The organism is Haloplanus sp. GDY1, from assembly GCF_023703775.1.
GTDB lineage: Archaea > Halobacteriota > Halobacteria > Halobacteriales > Haloferacaceae > Haloplanus > Haloplanus halophilus.
Genome location: NZ_CP098514.1, coordinates 2,994,249 through 3,010,375, shown reverse-complemented (window position 1 = coordinate 3,010,375; position 16,127 = coordinate 2,994,249). Strand labels below are relative to the sequence as shown.

Sequence of the window (16,127 nt, the reverse complement as noted above, 5' to 3'; positions counted from 1 at the left end):
GGGCGATACCGGCGGGCGGGGATTACGCCGATCCGGCGAGTACCCCGGTGCCGTCGCCGGCCTCCCGGATCGCACGCTCGGTGTAGGACTCCAGCAACTGGGCGCGGAACTCGGCGGAGGCCTGCAGGTCGTCCATCATCATCATCTCGTCGAGGTCGTCCGCGGCGCTCGCGGCCGCCTCGGCGACGACGTCGGCGTCGGGAGTCGTCCCCACGAGCGCCTCCTCGACGGGGTCGAGGCGGACGCCGTGGTCCATCACGCCGTTGGCGGCGACGCCCGCGTCCTCGACGAGGCCCGCGTCGACGGACAGCGACACGGCGACGCCGACCATCGCGTACCCGGAGGACGGACTCGGCTTCTTCGCGTAGGCGCCGGCCGCGTCGGGCCGGGCGGGGAACTCCACGCGCGTGAGGAGTTCGTCCTCGCCCACGTCGGTGGCGTACATGCCGAAGAAGAAGTCGTCGGCGTCGACCCGGCGCTCCCCGTCCGGACCCTGGACGACCATCGTCGCGTCCGCCGCGAGGGCCGCCGCCGGGAGGTCCGAGGCGGGGTCGGCGTGCGCGAGGTTGCCGCCGATGGTGCCGCGGTTCCGGACCTGCACGTCGCCGACGGCGTGAGCCGCCTCCGCGAGCACTTCGACGGTCTCCCGGACGGCGTCGTGGTCGGCGACCGTCGCGTAGGTCGTCAGCGCGCCGATTGAGACGACGTCGCCGTCGGCGTCGATCCCCTGGAGCCCCTCGACCGACCCGATGTCGACGAGGAGGTCCGGGCTGGCGAGCCCGGACTTCATCGTCGGCAGCAGGCTGTGCCCGCCGGCCAGGATCTCGGCCTCGGGGTGGTCGGCGAGCAGGTCGATCGCCGCCTCGACCGTCTCGGGACTGCGGTAGTCGAACTCGTCGGGGTACATCAGTTCTCACCTCCGTCGGTCGCCGCGTTCGCAGCACGCCACACCTTCTCCGATTTCAGCGGCATGTCGATGTGGTCGACGTCGAACGGCTCCAGCGCGTCACAGACGGCGTTGACGACCGCCTGGGGCGCGGCGATGGTGCCGGCCTCGCCGACCCCCTTGACGCCGAGCGGGTTGACCGGGCTCGGCGTGCAGGTGGAGTCGGTCTCCATCTCCGGGATGTGTTCGGCCTTCGGGACGGTGTAGTCCTGCATCGACCCCGTCACGAGCTGGCCGTTGTCGTCGTACTCCGCGCCCTCGTAGAGCGCCTGGCCGATGCCCTGGGCGACGCCGCCGTGGATCTGCCCCTCGACGATCTTGGGGTTGATCTGGTTGCCCACGTCGTCGACGGCGACGTAGCGGTCGATCTCGATCTCGCCGGTGTCGGGGTCGACCTCGACGACCGCCGCGTGGACGCCGAACGGGAACACGAAGTTGTCCGGGTCGTAGAAGGACGTCGCCTCGAGCCCGGGCTCCATGTCGTCCGGCATGTCGTGGGCGAGATACGCCGCCTGCGCGATCTCGGTGATGTGCATCGAGCGGTCGGGCGCGCCGGCGACGCGGACGTCGCCGTCCTCGAACTCGACGTCCTCGGGCGCGGCTTCGAGCTGGTGGGCGGCGATCCGTTTCGCCTTCTCGACGAGCTTCTGCGAACTCTTCACGAGCGCGCTGCCGCCGACGGCGGCGGATCGGCTGCCGTAGGTGCCCATCCCCTGTGGGATCTCGTCGGTGTCGCCCTCGACGACCTCCACGTCCTCGTAGTCGACGCCGAGTTCGTTGGCGACGATCTGGGCGTACGTGGTGTCGTGACCCTGCCCGTGCCCGGAGGTGCCACAGTAGGCGGTCACCTTCCCGGAGGGGTGGAAGCGGACGAGGCCGCTCTCCCAGAGGCCGGCCTGGGCGCCGAGCTGGCCGGCGAGTTCCGAGGGCGCGAGGCCGCAGGCCTCGATGTACGCCGAGAACCCGACGCCGATGTAGCGGCCCTCCTCGCGGGCGGCCGCCTGCTTCTCGCGGAACTCGTCGTAGTCGAGCAGGTCGAGCGAGCGGTCGAGCGTCTTCTCGTAGTCGCCGCTGTCGTACTCGACGGCCACCTCCGTCTGGTAGGGGAACTCCCCGACGAAGTTGTGCCGCCGGAACTCGGCGGGGTCCATCCCCACCTCGTCGGCGGCGAGGTCGACCATCCGCTCGACGACGAACGACGCCTCCGGGCGACCGGCCCCGCGGTAGGCGTCGACCGGCGGGACGTTCGTGAACGCGCCCGTCACCGAGCAGTGGATCGCCGGGATGTCGTACTGTCCCGACAGCAGGGTGCCGTAGAGGTAGGTCGGCACCGCGGGCGCGAACGTCGAGAGGTAGGCGCCGAGGTTGGCGGCGGTGTCGACGCGGAACCCGAGGATGTCGCCCGCGTCGGAGAGCGCCATCTCGGCGGTGGTGTCGTGACCGCGGCCCTGGGCGTCCGTGAGGTAGGTCTCCGTGCGCGTCGCCACCCACTTCACGGGGCGCTCGACCCGCTTGGCCGCCAGCGCGGCCAGCGCCTCGTCGGCGTAGTGGTGGATCTTGCTCCCGAACCCGCCGCCCACGTCGGGCGCGCGCACCCGAAGCTTGTGCTCCGGGTGGTCGATGACCCCCGACATGAGCAGGCGATGCAGGTGCGGGTTCTGGGAGGTCATGTGAACCGCCAGTTCCTCGTTCGAGGGGTTGTACTCCGCCACCGCCGCCCGCGGCTCCATCGCGTTGGGGATCAGAAGCTGGTTCTCCAGGTCCAGGGAGACGACGTGGTCGGCGTCGTCGAAGGCCGCGTCGGTCTTCTCGGCGTCGCCGATCTCCCAGTCGAAGGCCGTGTTGTCGCCGGCGTCGTCGTGGACGACCGGCGCGTCGTCGTCGAGGGCGTCAGCGGGGTCGGTGACCGCGTCGAGGCGGTCGTAGTCCACGTCGATCCGGTCGACGGCGTCGTGGGCGACGTATCGCTCCTCGGCGACGACGACCGCGAGGGCGTCGCCCTGGTAGCGGACCCGCTCCCCGGCCAGGATCGGATGATCGACCTGCTCCAGCGTGTCGAGCAGCCACCCCGTCGGGAGGTTGCCCGGCACGTCGAGGTCGTCGGCGGTGAAGACGTCGACGACGTCGTCCATCGCCTCGGCCTCGCTCGTGTCGATCCCGTCGATGCGGGCGTGGGCGTGCTGGCTCCGCTTGATGGCCATGTGGACCATCCCCCGCATCTCGATGTCGTCCGTGTACTCGGCGTCGCCGGTCAGGAGCGCGGGGTCCTCCCGGCGCTCGATGGCGGACCCGAGGATGTCCGCGGCGTCGACGTCGTCGGGGTCGATGGCCTGGACGCCGGATCGGGGCTCGGAGTCGGACTCGGCGCCCATCGTCAGTCACCCCCTCCGTCGGCCACGGCCGGCCGTTCCTGCATCTTCTCCGCGGCGGTTTCGACGGCGCGGACGATGTTCTGATACCCCGTGCAGCGACAGAGGTTCCCCTCCAGCGCCTCGCGGATCTCCGCCTCGCTCGGATCGGGGTTCTCCTCCAGCAACTGCGTCGCGGTCATCATCATGCCCGGCGTGCAGTAGCCACACTGGAGGCCGTGTTCCTCCTGGAACCCCTCTTGAATCGGGTGGAAGTCGCCGTCCTCGGCCAGGCCCTCGACGGTCGTCACCTCGGCGCCGTCGGCCTGTACGGCCAGCAGGGTACAGGACTTGACGGCCTCGCCGTCGACGTGGACCGTACACGCCCCGCACATGCTGCTCTCACAGCCGACGTTCGGGCCGGTGTAGTCGAGTTCGTCCCGGAGGACGTGGATCAGCAGCGTCCGCGGCTCGACGCTCAGTTCGTGTTCCGTGCCGTTGACCGTCAGCGAGATGTCCCGTGTCGACATGGTTAGATGAGTCCCTCGATGCGGTCACGGAGTCCCGAGGACTCCTCACCGACGTCGCTCAACTGGCTCTGGATCTGTTTGAAGAAGCGGCCGACGACGCGGTTGGCGACCGGGTTGATGACGCGCTGGCCCATCTGGGCGACGCGGCCGAACACGTCGGCCTCGGTCCACCACTCCACGTCGACGCCGTCGTCCGTCTCGACGAGGGTCATCCCCGAGTCCATCTCGAACGAGGAGTCGCTCGCGCTCCCGTAGCCGGAGGCGTCCATCTCGGGGAACTCCTTGCGGTCGATGGTCACGACCGTCTCGAACCGCGGTTTCACGCTCCCGACGCCGACCTGGACGAGGGCGGCGTAGTGCCCGCCCTCCTCGAGGGCGCGTTCGGCGACGTCCTCGGGGTCCGCCTCGGGGAGCGTCGGCGGGTCCTCCCCGTCCTCGGCCGCCTCGGACAGCGCGTCGAAGTCCACGTCGTCGGGGTCGTCGACTTCGACGAGGAACTGACACCCCGGAAGCGCGTTCCTGACCATCACCGGGTCCGAGAGGGCGAGCCACACCTCCTCCGTCGTCACGTCCGATAGGCTGAACGTCCCGTCGAACTCCATCTATCGGCCCACCTCACGCGGTACCGCGATATTAAGTGTTTGTAGCATCATCAGCAATCTACCGTGACAGTAACCATATTCACCAACCTAATAAGCCTTTTGAGGAATAACGTAACTATATTACGTTTCTCGACGCTAGTGGATAGACCTAGCCGACGAGAAATCGAGTCCGGTTCCAGTTACTTCCGTTTCGAAAAATCGGATTCATTTTTCGAGTTGATCGAAAGTAGTTACGCCGGACGGGGGACCCGTGTCGTCGCTCCGTGATCCGGCCGAAGCGGCGACGGCGGCAGCACGGCTCGGGGAGGCAGTCGCGGGCGAGACGACGACGGTCGCCGCCGACGCCGTCGGCGGACTGCGACTCGTCGAGGCCGTCGTCGCCGCGGACCCCCGCCCCGCGCACGACTACGCGACGATGGACGGCTTCGCCGTCGCGGCCGGCGATCCGCTCCCGCTCTCGATCCGCGACCGCACGCTCGCCCCGGACGACGACCCCGTCGACCACGCGGCCGGGACGGCGACGCGGATCGCCACCGGCGCGCCCCTGCCGCGCGGCGCCGACGCCGTCGTGCCACGGGAGGACGCCCGCGTCGACGGCGAGCGGCTCCGGGGACCGTCGCTCGAGGCCTGGACCAACGTCGTCCGCAGGGGGAGTTACTGCAGCGCCGGTGAGACGCTCGTCGAATCCGGGACCGTTCTGTCGCCGCGGGACGCCGCGATCCTCCGCGACCTGGGCCGGGACCGGGTCACCGTCCGGGAGCCGCTCTCCGCCGCCGTCGTCGCCACCGGCGACGAGGTGGACGCCGGCGCCCAACCGGACCGCGACTCGGCCACGATCGCCGGCCTGTGCCGTCGGTGGGGGCACGACGCCACGCTCGCGGGGACCGCGCCCGACGACTCGACGGCCCTCCGTCGCCGGTTGCGTGCGGCGGCCGAGACACACGACGTGCTCGTCACCTCGGGCGGCACCAGCGTCGGGCGACTGGACCACACCGTCGGCGTGCTGGCCGACCTCGGCGCGGTCGTCTGGCGGGGCGTCGCGCTCCGTCCCGGACGCCCGGCCGCGTGTATCCGCCTCGGGGGCCACGACGCCGTCGCGTTCGCGCTCCCCGGCAAGCCCGTCGCGGCCTACGTCGCCGCGGTCACCCTGCTGGCGCCGTTTTTCCGCGGGGCGCGGGCGCTTCCCTGGCGCGAGGCGACCGTCGACCGCGATCTCGCCCTCCCGGAGGCCCCGCTGGAGTACGCGATTCCGGTCGCCGTCGCGGACGGGACCGCGACACCCGTCGGGACGCCGGGAACGGGGGCCGACCTGTACGACGGCCGATACCGCCCCGGCCGGGTCGCGTCCTGCCCCCGCGTCCTGCGTGCCGACGGCCTCGCGTTCAGGACGGCGCCGCTCGTCGCCGGCGACGCAGTCGAGTGGACGCCGTTTCCGGCGCTGGAGACGCCGTGATCGACGCCGACCTCCCCGTTCGCTCGCCCCCGTTCCACCCGACGCGGACGGCGAGCGTCGCGGGCGTCGTTCTCGCGGCGGGCACGAGTTCCCGCTACGGCGACGCCAACAAACTGCTCGCACGCGTCGACGGCGAGCCGATCGTCACCCGCGCCGTCCGGACGTACCTCGACGCACCGGTCGATCCAATCGTCGCCGTCGTCGGCCACGAGGCGGGGCGGGTCCGGACCGCGCTCCCGGACGGCGTCCGCGTCGTCCACAACCCCGACTACGCCGACGGGCAGGCGGCGTCGGTCCGAACGGGAGTCGCCGCCGTGCCACCCGACGCGGACGCCGCCGTCGTCGGTCTCGGCGATATGCCGTTCGTGCGGTCCGAGACGGTGACGCGCCTCGTTCGCGCCTTCCGCGCGGGCGCCGGCGACCCCCTCGCGGCGGCCGTCGACGGTCGCCGCGGCAATCCGGTCTGTTTCGGGTCGCGGTGGTTCGACGCCCTCCGGGGCGTGGCCGGCGACGTGGGCGGGCGGGGGATCCTCCTGTCGGCGCCCGACGCCGCACTGGTCGAAACCGGCGATCCGGGCGTCCACCGGGACGTCGACCGGCCGTCCGATCTGGACGCGGCGTGACCGCCCGGCAGAGCGAAGGTCCCCGCGTGCGTAGCCGGAGCCGTGACCGGAAGCATCGGACGGGTGGGACTGTGGGTGACCGATCTCGACCGGATGGTCGAGTTCTACGGGGACGTGATCGGCCTGGAGACGCTGGTCCGCGACGGCGACCGCGCGGTGCTCGGCGTCGACGACCCGCTCCTGGTCCTCGCGGCGGCGCCCGACCGCCCGGCCCGCGGGGTTGACGAGACCGGCCTCTTTCACACGGCGTTTCGGGTCCCCTCGCGGGCGGCCCTCGGCGACGCGCTCGGCCGGATCGAGCGGAACTGGCGGCTCGACGGCGCCTCGGACCACCGCGTCAGCGAGGCGCTGTACCTGAGCGACCCGGAGGACAACGGGATCGAGATGTACCGCGACCGGCCGCGGTCGGCGTGGCCCACCACCGACGACGGCCGGGTCGAGATGGACACGCTCCCCCTCGGGCTCGACCCCCTGCGCGAGGCGGCCGGCGGTGCGGATCGGTGCCCGCCTGGGACGGACGTCGGCCACGTCCACCTCGAAGTGTCGTCGCTCGACGCCGCGCGGTCCTTCTACGCCGACGGCCTCGGCCTGCGCGTCCGGCAGTCGATGCCGGGCGCGCTCTTTCTCGCCGCCGACGACTACCACCACCACGTCGGCTGTAACGTCTGGAACGGGCGGTCGAAGCCACCGGAAGGCAGGGGACTGGCGTGGATCGAACTCGCTCTCGACGACGCCGAGGCGGTCGCGTCGCGAGTCGGCGGGGCGCCCACGAACCGCGCCGGCGAGGTCGAGGCCACCGACCCCGACGGCATCACGATCCGGCTGCGTCGGGCGTAGCGTCCCGACCACCCATCCCCACTGTGGGCGGTCGACCCGGCACCGGCGGCCCGGAACGCGACCCGGATCGGCGGCCGCGCCGCACGGCTAGCCGACCAGCAGCCGGACGTTGTACGCGGTGGTGAAGGCGCCGACGAGCGCCAGCACCGCCGGCGGCCCGTAGTAGAGCAGGTCGTCGGCGTCGCGGGCGCCGGAGAGGCTGATCGCCAGACAGGTGAAGAAGGCGGCGAGTTTGAGCCCGACCAGCCCCCACAGACCGAAGGCCTCGATGGCCGTCCGCAGGAGGGCGTTGGCCTCGCTCACCGACGCGCTGAACCGGACGAGCGCGACCGTCGTCACGACGTCGCCGACGCCGTAGGTCGCCGTCGCGACGAGCCACAGCCGCGAGAACTCGGCGTCGTCGTAGGGGGTGCCGTCGAGCGAGAGGAGGGTGCGGCCGGACACACCGGCGGTGGAACGCCCTGGCACAAAACGTCACCGGCGATCCGAACCGGGACGTATATGCCCGCGACCGGGGTAGGAGGGCCATGGATCCCTTCGGGTGGCTCTCGGACGGCGCGGGCGACGGCGAGCCACGCGTGGCGCTGTTCGTCGACGGGCCGAACGTCCTCCGCGACGAGTTCGACGTGGACCTGGACGACGTGCGCGAGGCCGCGGCGGCGGCGGGACGGCCCGCCACGACCCGACTCTACGTCGACGAACACGCGACGCCGAAGCTGATTCAGGCCGCCGAGGCGCGCGGGTTCGAGGTGGTCGTCACCAGCGGCGACGTGGACGTGAAACTCGCCGTCGACCTGACCCGCTTCGCCGTCGAGGGGCGCGCCGACGTCGTCGCCGTCGCCTCCCGGGACACGGACTTCAAACCCGCAATCGAGACGGCCAACGCCTGCGGACTCCGGACGCTCGCCATCGCGCCGGGCGAACACGGCCGGTCGGACGCCCTGCGCAACGCCGCCGCCGAGAGCACCACCCTCGGCGAGTGACCGACCGAATCCGAGCGACCTTTGCCGCGCCGGCCCCTCAGGGTCGCCCGTGACCGAACCGGACCTCGACACGCCGGTACTCGACGACCACCTCCACCTCGACCCCGACGCGGGCCAGGGGCTGTCGGCAGTCCGCGACTTCCGCCGCCTCGGCGGCACCCACCTGCTCGTGGTGAACAAGCCCTCCTGGCACCTCGGCGTCGAGGCCGAGACGGGCGAGGACTTCCGCGACGTGTTCGAGCGCACCCTCGACGTCGTCGTGGAGGCGAACGACCTGCTTCCCGGGCGCGCGTGGCCGGTGCTGGGCGTCCACCCCGGCCTGATCTCCCGCCTGGTCGACGACCGCGGGTTCGCGCCGGGCGACGCGCGCGACCTGATGCAGGCCGGCCTCGACGTCGCCGCGGAGTACGTCCGAGACGGGCGCGCGCTCGCGCTCAAGTCCGGGCGACCCCACTACGACACGCCCGACGAGGTGTGGGACGCCTCGAACGCCGTCCTCCGCCACGCGCTCGGCCTCGGGGCGGACGTGGAGTGCGCGGTGCAACTGCACACCGAGGCGAGCGAGGACCTCACGGAGATCGCGTCGTGGGCCGAGGAGCGGGGGCTCCCCGCCCATCGAGTCGTGAAACACTACGCGGGCCCGACGCTCGCGGGGCCGACGCCGAGCGTGATGTGCCGCACGGAGTGGCTCCGCGAGGCCGCCGAGCGCGGCGAGCCCTTCCTGATGGAGACGGACTTCGTCGACGACCCCGACCGGCCCGGGGCGGTGATGGGACCGAAGACGGTCCCCCGACGGGTCCGCACCCTGCTCGAGGAGGGGTACGACGACGCCGTCCGACTGGCACACGTCGAGACCCCCGCTCGCGTCTACGGGATCGACACGGAGGCGACGCTTTCCGCGTGAGGCGCCGAGCCGCCGGATACGACGGGAATCCGTCGGATCGGGTCGCCGAACCGACGCCGGGAGTATCGGAAAGGTCTTTGAGTCCACGAACGTTCGGTCGAGGTATGACCGACGTGGAGGACACGTTCTACACCGAAGACCGCTGGGGGAACTGGATCGAGCGGGTGGCCGAGGAGGACCTCGACCCGGAGAACGAGGACTCGGCGCGACTCCTGCTCAACCTGCAGGACGACGCCGCCATCGCCGTCGCGAAGATCGTCAACGCCTACGAGGACGGCCGCCTCGACGAGGAGGAGGCCGTCGACGAACTGACCGACGTGCGCGACATCGTCCTCGAGGACGTGGACCTGGAGGACGAGGAAAAGCGGATGCTGGTCGACGGCGTCCAGACCAGTCTGGTCTGTGTCTTCTACGCCGCCGAGGAGTACATCGCCGCGGGCGCGGCCGAGGACGGCACCATCGAGGAGTACGTCCACGCCGCGGCCGACGCCGAGGCCAACGAGGACCTGGACGCCGCGCTCGGCTACCTCGTGCAGGCCGGGACGCGCATCATCGACGGCGACGAGCTCGACATCGCCCTCGTCGAGGACCTGGAGTACGGCCTGGTCTCGGAGTGGGTCAACGGACTCGACAGCCTCCAGAGCGCGATGAGCGACCCCGAGGTCGTCGAGGAAGAGGACGAGGACTGATACTCGGGCCGGCATCCTTTTGAACGCCGGTTGGCAAACGGAGGTATGCGACTCCGGGACGATCGGCGAGCGGCCGCCCTCCAGGTCGGTGCCATCCTGTTGCTCGGCTTTCTCGTCATCGGACTGGCGCTCTATCAGGCCACGGTCGTCCCCGACCAGAACGAGGAGGTCGAGTTCGACCACAGCCAGCAGGTACAGGAGAGCCTCCAGCAGTTGCGAAACGGGATCCTGCAGACGGCGTCGGCGGAGCGCACGAGTCCGACGACGATCCAGCTCGGCACCCGCTATCCGACCCGCATCGTCGCGGTGAACCCGCCGCCGTCGAGCGGTCGGCTGGCGACCGAACCGGGCGGAGAGGTTCGGCTCGTCAACGCCACGGCGATCAACGACGAGACCGCCGACTACTGGAACGGGACGACGCGCTCCCGGTCGACCCGGACCCTGACGTACGATCCCGACTACAGCCTCTATCAGGCCGCGCCGCGGACGGTCTACGACGACACGGTGCTGTACAACGACTTCGGGAGTCGGAGCCGCGCGGTGACCGACCAGCGCCTGCTCCAGGGCAACCTGATCTACGTCGTCGCGCTCGACGGGGACCTGAGTCGGAGCGGCACGCAGGCGACCAGCGTGAGTCCGACGCCCGTCAGCGCGAGCGACCGGACCGTCGCCGTCAACGGGAGCGACATCGCCATCGAAGTGACCACCGACCTCCCCGAGGACGAGTGGGAGCGACTCCTCGCCGACCAGTACGAGTCCAACGGCGGGCGCATCGACGGCAACGCGAGCGGGGTGACGGTGACCGGCGGGACGCTCACCGTCGACCTCGTCCCCAACCGGACCTACCGCCTGCGGATGGCGAAGATCGGCGTCGGGACCGGAGTGTCCGACACGAGCGAACAGTACCTGACGGTCGTCGACGGCGCCGACAGCGTCACGGCCGGCGGCACCCGTCGGATCGTCCTCGAAGTGCGGGACGGGTACAACAACCCCGTCTCGGGCGTGACCGTCGACGCGGCGGTCTCGGGGACCGGCGCCGATATCCTGCCGTCGGAGGGCGTCTCCGACGGCTCCGGGCAGGTGATCTTCGAGTACGGCGCCCCGAACTCCATCGTCGGCGCGACCCGAACCGACAGCATCAACTTCACCTTCGACCCGCCCGCGGATCGGGCGGACTTCAGCGGCGAGGAGCCCGAATCGGTGCGGATCAACGTGACGGTGGTGTCGTTGGGGAGCGGGAACGGAGGCGGCGGCTCGACGCCGCCGCCGGACTCGCCGTACTATCCGGACGCGTTCAACGACGGGAACGGGGGTGACGGATCGATCCCTCCGGAGAACAACGCGTACGGGTATCTCAGCGACTTCGCCAACATGCAGGAACCGGACAGTCAGACCGCCAAGCTGGAAACCGAATACCGTAACCCCGGGAAGGAACATCAGTTCGATGTCGGGACGGTGACCAGAAACGTGGCGCCGTCGAACTCCTACACGCTCGAAATCGCGTACTTCTTCGAGAACGGGAACACCGACGGCGTCGACGTCGTGGTCGTCGACGAAGGCAATCAGGAACTCGACCGGTTCAGTTTGGACGAAACCCAGACCCGTTCGAACACCGGACTCGCCGAGGATTCGTTCACGCTCAATCAGGCGGCGACGGATTACATCAGCAACAACGGCGACCTGTACGTGCGGTACGAGACGACGAGCCCTTCGAAGGGAGACTACGTCCTCATCGAGATCGGGTACCAGCGACTGCGAGCGGGGTAAGCGGATCGCTCACGCGCGCCGCCGATATCACTCGTAATACTGAGACGGTACGCTCATACCGCCAGGCGAGTATATCTCCAACGAACGGATGCTCGACCGTGCCCAGTCCGAAGTGATCGGGTCGGTGCTCGTCGTCGGCCTCGTCGTCGTCTCCGTCGGGGTCGCCGGCGCGTACGCCATGGGAACGGTCGCGCCGGCCACGGACGACCCGCGGGCCGACATCACGGGCGAGATCCGGACCGACGGGATCACGCTGAGCCACCAAGGTGGGAGCGCGGTCGCGGGCGCCGACCTCCGACTGCTCGTTCGCGTGAACGGGAGCGAGACGTCGCTCGCCTGGGAGGACGGCACCCTCTCGGGCGACGACGACGTCTTCGATCCCGGCGAGGGCTGGACCGTCTCGCGGAGCTACGACGCCGACAGTCTGGTGTCAGTCACGCTCGTCCACCGGCCCTCGAACACGGTGCTGTTCCGGACGGAAACCTCACCGACCGCACAGGAGCCGGTCGAATCCGAGATGGGTGGGAAGGTCGATGCGGTCGACAGCGAGGGAGAAATCGCCCCCGGAACCGGCGGACCGTCCACGCCGGAGAACGGCGACGAGACCGACGACGGGGACGGCACCGAGGACGGGTGTCAGCCCCCGAAGGATAGGGAGGACGACGAGGACGACGACCACGACGAGGGCGACGAAGACGACGACGAGGACGACGAGGACGACGACGAGGACGACGAGGACGACGAGGACGACGATTGCGACGATGACGATGACGACGACGATGACGACGATGACGACGACGACGATGACGACGACGACGATGACGACGACGACGATGACGACGACGACGACGATGACGACGACGATGACGATGACGACGACGACGACGACGACGACTGACTGACTGACTGAGACGCACGCGGACTCGACTCGGAAGGATCCCATGGACGCGCTCGCTCGACTCGTCGGGACCCTTTTGCTCGCGGTGAGCGGCGCCGCGGCCCTCTGTGGCGTCGGCCTCGTCGGCTGGCTCCTGCTCTCGGGACCGACCGCCGTCCGCGTCGTGGCGGCGATGGTCGCCTTCGGCCTCGCGCTCGGTGCCGGCCTCACGGGGGTCGTCCTCCGCAAGTGGGCGGCCGGCACTCTCCTGCCGTCGGACGTCGACATCTCGGTGGGGTTCCGCGGGGGACAGGGCGGGCTCTGAGAGCGGGAGCGAGGTCTCGGTCCCTCGCTGCTCTCACTCTCCGCACGCTCCACGGCTCGCTCCGCTCGCCGTTCCGCTTCGAGGCCTCACTCCATTCGGTCGTTCGGCCTCGCCCCTGCCCCCACTCTCCGCACGCTCCACGGCTCGTTCCTCGCCGTTCCGCTTCGAGGCCTCACTCCATTCGGTCGTTCGGCCTCGCCCCTGCCGAACCCTTCTTCGACGTTCGACGTAGCTAGCATCGACAAACCCATATAGCGGCCCTCGAAACCCGAGGGTATGACAGCCGTCGGCATCGACGCAATCGAGATCTGGACGGGCAAGCTCGAGCTCGACCTGGCCGAGACGTTCGCCCCGGCCAAAGACGAGAACCCGGAGAAGTACACGAAGGGACTGGGGCTGGAGGCCTCGTCGTTCCCCGACACCTACGAGGACATCGTGACGATGGGTGCGAACGCGGCCAAGCGCCTGATGGACCGGAAGGGGCTCTCCCCGGACGACATCGGCCGGATCGACGTGGCGACCGAGAGCGCGTTCGACAACTCCAAGCCCGTCTCGACGTACATCGCGGGCTGTCTGGAGGACGTCTACGGGGGCGACTTCCACCACGCCAACAAGGGCGAGCGGAAGTTCGCCTGCGTGGCCGGCACCCAGAGCATCGACGACGCGTACAACTGGATCAAGGCGGGTCGCAACCGCGGCCGGGCGGCGCTGGTGATCGCCACCGACACCGCGCTGTACGCCCGGGGCGACCCCGGTGAGGCGACGCAGGGCGCGGGCGCCGTCGCGATGCTCGTCGACGAGGATCCCAGCGTGGTCGAACTCTCGACCGAGCAGGGGTACGGCAGCGCCGACGAGACGGACTTCCTGAAGCCCAACCAGCAGTTCCCGAGCGTCGACGGCAAGCGCTCGGTGCAGGTCTACCTCGCGCGGATGCGCGAGGCGCTGACGGACTTCGAGTCGGTCGCCGGCCGCACCCACCCCGACGACTACGCCTACTTCCCGTTCCACACGCCGTTCCCGGGGATGGTGCGCAAGGCCGCGCTGCTCGGCTTCCGGCACATGACCCGCGATACGGGTGTCGAGGACGAACTCGCCGACCGGATCGGCCGCCAGCCCCGTCGGGCGGACTTCGAGGACTGGGACGCCTACGAGGACGCCATCCGGGAGTACATGGACGCGCTGAAGGAGACGGACACGTACAACGACTGGTACGCGCGGGCCATCGACCCGACGCTGACGCTCTCCCGACGGGTCGGCAACTGGTACACCGGGTCGGTCCACGTCGCCCGCGCGAGCGCGCTCAAGACCGCCGCGGAGACGGGGCGGGCGCTCTCGGGCGAGAAACTCCTCGTCGGCTCCTACGGCTCCGGCGCGCAGGCCGAAATCCACTCCGAGACGGTGGCCGACGGCTGGCGCGAGGAGGTCGAGGCGTTCGACATCGACGAACAGCTCTCCCGGCGCTACGACCTCAGCTTCGAGGAGTACGGCCGCGTCCACGACGCCCACAACCACGAGAAGGATCGGGAGCTAGAGGAGTTCACCGTCCCGAGCGGCGAGTTCGTCTTCACCGGCTGGGGTCGGATGAACGAGCGGAAGTACGAGTACGTCGACTAGGGCAGGTCGCGGATCTTCGCGAGCGCCGAATCGAGGTCGCAGTTCGAGACGGCGAGGGCGAACCCGTCGATTTTCGCGAGTTCGGTCGCGTGTTCCCAGAGGTCGTCCGGATCGAGGCCGTGGAGGACGACGGCGTTGGGCGTCGGGTTCACGACCCGGAGCGCCACCAGCGGCGACTCCCCACGGGTCACGTCGGTGAAGACGAGCGCGCGGTTCGTGCTCTGCCCGTAGAGGCGGTAGAACTCCTCGCTGGGGAGGCGCGTGATCGCCTCGATGCTGTTGATGACCGTGTGGCCGCTGACGTGGTCCTGATCGCCGGCGATCACCTCCGTCGCCTCCATCGCCTCGTAGAAGGTCTCGAGGGGGATCGAGGTGGGATACTCACGCAGGTCGTGGACGATGTCGCTCTCGAAGCCCGCCGAGATGACGCGTGCGTACTGGCGGATGCGGCCGCCGCCGCGGGACTCGTCGATGTCGAGCAGCGCCCGGACGATGCGACTGACCACGCCGATGCCGGGGCTCTCCCGCCGGCCGCTCTCGTAGTCCGAGATGACGGACGACGAGACGTCCAGTCGGTCCGCGAGTTCCGTCTGTGAGACGTCGAAGTCCGTGCGCCACTTCCGGAGCGTGGCGCCGGGGTTGGAACTGAGCGTGATCTCGCCGGCGATCCGTCTGGCGAGGTCGTCACGGGGGTCGTCGCTCATCGGTCACCCAACCCTCCGAGGAGCCAGTCCATACCCCGATTCCGGGCGGTGAGCGCAAAAGGTTACCGAAAGGGCGGACGGCCGCCGACCCCACGGATCTTTGCCCGTCCGGCCCGCAGGGAGGGGCGATGCCACGGACCATCGACGCGGAGACCGTCGCCCGACTCGCCGACCGACTGACCGAGGCCTACCGGACGGGCGAGAGCGTCGATCCCCTCCCGGCTCTGTCGGTCGCCGACGGCTACGCGGTGCAGCGGGCGGTGATCGACCGCCGGGCGGACGCCGAGGGGCCGCCCGTCGGCTACAAGGTGGGGTTCACGTCGGCGGCGATCAGGGAGGAACTCGGCGTCGAGGAGCCGGCCTACGGGCGCGTCCTCGCCGACACCGTCCGGTCGGAGGGCCGCCTGACCGACGACCTGATCGAGCCGAAGGTGGAGGCGGAACTGGCGGTCCGCCTCGGCGACCCGCTCGATCCACCGGCGACGCCCGTCGACGTCCTCGCGGCGGCGGACGCGGTCGTGCCCGTGATCGAGGTGGTCGACTCGCGGATCCGGGACTGGGAGATGGACGCCGGGAGCGCCGTCGCCGACAACGCCCTCGCGGCGCGGGTGATCCACGGCGACCGGGTGGCCGACCCGTCGGCGCTCGACCTCGCGCTCGAGGGCGTCGCGGTCCGCCGGAACGGCGAGCGGGTGGCGACGGGCGTCGGCGCGGACGTCCTCGGGGGGCCCGCGCGGGTGGTGGCGTGGCTGGCCGAGCGACTCGCCGAGGCGGGCGAGCGACTGGCGGCCGGCGACCTGATCTCGACGGGGTCGCTCACGCCGCTGGTCGCCCTCGACCCCGGCGACACCGTCGAGGTTCGGTTCGCGTCGCTCGGGAGCGTGACCGTCTCGCGCGGGGCGAGGGATTCAAGCCCGTGACGGCC

17 protein-coding genes are annotated in these 16,127 nt (G+C 70.4%); 11 read left to right on the top strand and 6 right to left on the bottom strand.

Translation table 11 applies throughout. The features are described 5' to 3' along the window. Positions 1-22: 22 nt before the first annotated feature. The 4 genes from NBT67_RS16060 to NBT67_RS16045 are packed head-to-tail and all read right to left on the bottom strand — an operon-like array spanning position 23 to position 4,426. Complete coding sequence (locus NBT67_RS16060; RefSeq protein ID WP_251342769.1) at positions 23-907, bottom strand: FAD binding domain-containing protein; 885 nt, start codon at positions 905-907, stop codon at positions 23-25. Continuing rightward, complete coding sequence (locus tag NBT67_RS16055) at positions 907-3,318, bottom strand: xanthine dehydrogenase family protein molybdopterin-binding subunit (protein ID WP_251342768.1); 2,412 nt, start codon at positions 3,316-3,318, stop codon at positions 907-909. Before NBT67_RS16055 ends, NBT67_RS16060 begins: the two co-directional genes overlap by 1 nt. A gap of 2 nt (positions 3,319-3,320) precedes the next feature. After that, positions 3,321-3,824: a (2Fe-2S)-binding protein gene (locus NBT67_RS16050; protein ID WP_251342767.1), complete on the bottom strand. Its 504-nt coding sequence runs from the start codon at positions 3,822-3,824 to the stop codon at positions 3,321-3,323. Positions 3,825-3,826: 2 nt separating this feature from the next. Then, positions 3,827-4,426 (bottom strand): SRPBCC family protein, encoded by a 600-nt coding sequence (locus NBT67_RS16045; RefSeq protein WP_251342766.1) that lies wholly within the window; start codon positions 4,424-4,426, stop codon positions 3,827-3,829. A gap of 250 nt (positions 4,427-4,676) precedes the next feature. On the opposite strand from NBT67_RS16045, the gene NBT67_RS16040 reads away from it, so the two are divergent. Genes NBT67_RS16040 through NBT67_RS16030 form a run of 3 tightly spaced genes read left to right on the top strand, consistent with a single transcriptional unit; the run spans position 4,677 to position 7,339 of the window. Continuing rightward, a complete protein-coding gene (locus tag NBT67_RS16040; protein WP_251342765.1) occupies positions 4,677-5,879 on the top strand; it encodes a molybdopterin molybdotransferase MoeA in 1,203 nt (400 codons plus the stop codon). Further along, on the top strand, positions 5,846-6,502 hold the full coding sequence (locus NBT67_RS16035) for a nucleotidyltransferase family protein (protein WP_251342764.1): 657 nt from the start codon (positions 5,846-5,848) through the stop codon (positions 6,500-6,502). The genes NBT67_RS16040 and NBT67_RS16035 overlap by 34 nt, the downstream gene beginning before the upstream one ends. 42 nt (positions 6,503-6,544) lie before the next feature. Further along, complete coding sequence (locus NBT67_RS16030) at positions 6,545-7,339, top strand: VOC family protein (RefSeq protein WP_256474664.1); 795 nt, start codon at positions 6,545-6,547, stop codon at positions 7,337-7,339. An 87-nt stretch (positions 7,340-7,426) separates the two neighbouring features. Here the strand turns inward: NBT67_RS16030 and NBT67_RS16025 are convergent, their stop codons facing one another. Beyond that, positions 7,427-7,783 carry a DUF5658 family protein gene (locus NBT67_RS16025; protein WP_251342763.1) on the bottom strand — a complete coding sequence of 119 codons (357 nt, stop codon included), beginning with the start codon at positions 7,781-7,783 and terminating at the stop codon, positions 7,427-7,429. Positions 7,784-7,866: 83 nt separating this feature from the next. Between NBT67_RS16025 and NBT67_RS16020 the strand changes: the two genes are divergently transcribed. The 7 genes from NBT67_RS16020 to hmgB all read left to right on the top strand — a co-directional run bounded on the left by NBT67_RS16020 (position 7,867) and on the right by hmgB (position 14,498). After that, a complete protein-coding gene (locus tag NBT67_RS16020) occupies positions 7,867-8,322 on the top strand; it encodes an NYN domain-containing protein (RefSeq protein ID WP_251342762.1) in 456 nt (151 codons plus the stop codon). Positions 8,323-8,371: 49 nt separating this feature from the next. Next, entirely contained in the window at positions 8,372-9,226 is an 855-nt protein-coding gene (locus NBT67_RS16015) for a TatD family hydrolase (protein ID WP_251342761.1), read from the top strand. Positions 9,227-9,330: 104 nt separating this feature from the next. Continuing rightward, positions 9,331-9,915 carry a DUF2150 family protein gene (locus NBT67_RS16010; RefSeq protein WP_251342760.1) on the top strand — a complete coding sequence of 195 codons (585 nt, stop codon included), beginning with the start codon at positions 9,331-9,333 and terminating at the stop codon, positions 9,913-9,915. Positions 9,916-9,960: 45 nt separating this feature from the next. Then, the gene (locus NBT67_RS16005) at positions 9,961-11,682 is read left to right on the top strand and encodes an Ig-like domain-containing protein (RefSeq protein WP_251342759.1); all 1,722 of its coding nucleotides are present in this window, start codon (positions 9,961-9,963) and stop codon (positions 11,680-11,682) included. Positions 11,683-11,770: 88 nt separating this feature from the next. Beyond that, a complete protein-coding gene (locus NBT67_RS16000; protein WP_251342758.1) occupies positions 11,771-12,580 on the top strand; it encodes a type IV pilin domain-containing protein in 810 nt (269 codons plus the stop codon). Positions 12,581-12,623: 43 nt separating this feature from the next. Beyond that, the gene (locus NBT67_RS15995; protein WP_251342757.1) at positions 12,624-12,884 is read left to right on the top strand and encodes a hypothetical protein; all 261 of its coding nucleotides are present in this window, start codon (positions 12,624-12,626) and stop codon (positions 12,882-12,884) included. A 276-nt stretch (positions 12,885-13,160) separates the two neighbouring features. Continuing rightward, complete coding sequence (hmgB, locus tag NBT67_RS15990; RefSeq protein ID WP_251342756.1) at positions 13,161-14,498, top strand: hydroxymethylglutaryl-CoA synthase; 1,338 nt, start codon at positions 13,161-13,163, stop codon at positions 14,496-14,498. On the opposite strand, the gene NBT67_RS15985 is transcribed toward hmgB, so the two are convergent. Then, positions 14,495-15,202 carry a helix-turn-helix domain-containing protein gene (locus NBT67_RS15985; RefSeq protein WP_251342755.1) on the bottom strand — a complete coding sequence of 236 codons (708 nt, stop codon included), beginning with the start codon at positions 15,200-15,202 and terminating at the stop codon, positions 14,495-14,497. The genes hmgB and NBT67_RS15985 overlap by 4 nt on opposite strands. 128 nt (positions 15,203-15,330) lie before the next feature. Between NBT67_RS15985 and NBT67_RS15980 the strand changes: the two genes are divergently transcribed. Further along, positions 15,331-16,122 (top strand): 2-keto-4-pentenoate hydratase, encoded by a 792-nt coding sequence (locus NBT67_RS15980; RefSeq protein ID WP_251342754.1) that lies wholly within the window; start codon positions 15,331-15,333, stop codon positions 16,120-16,122. The last annotated feature ends 5 nt before the right edge of the window (positions 16,123-16,127 follow it).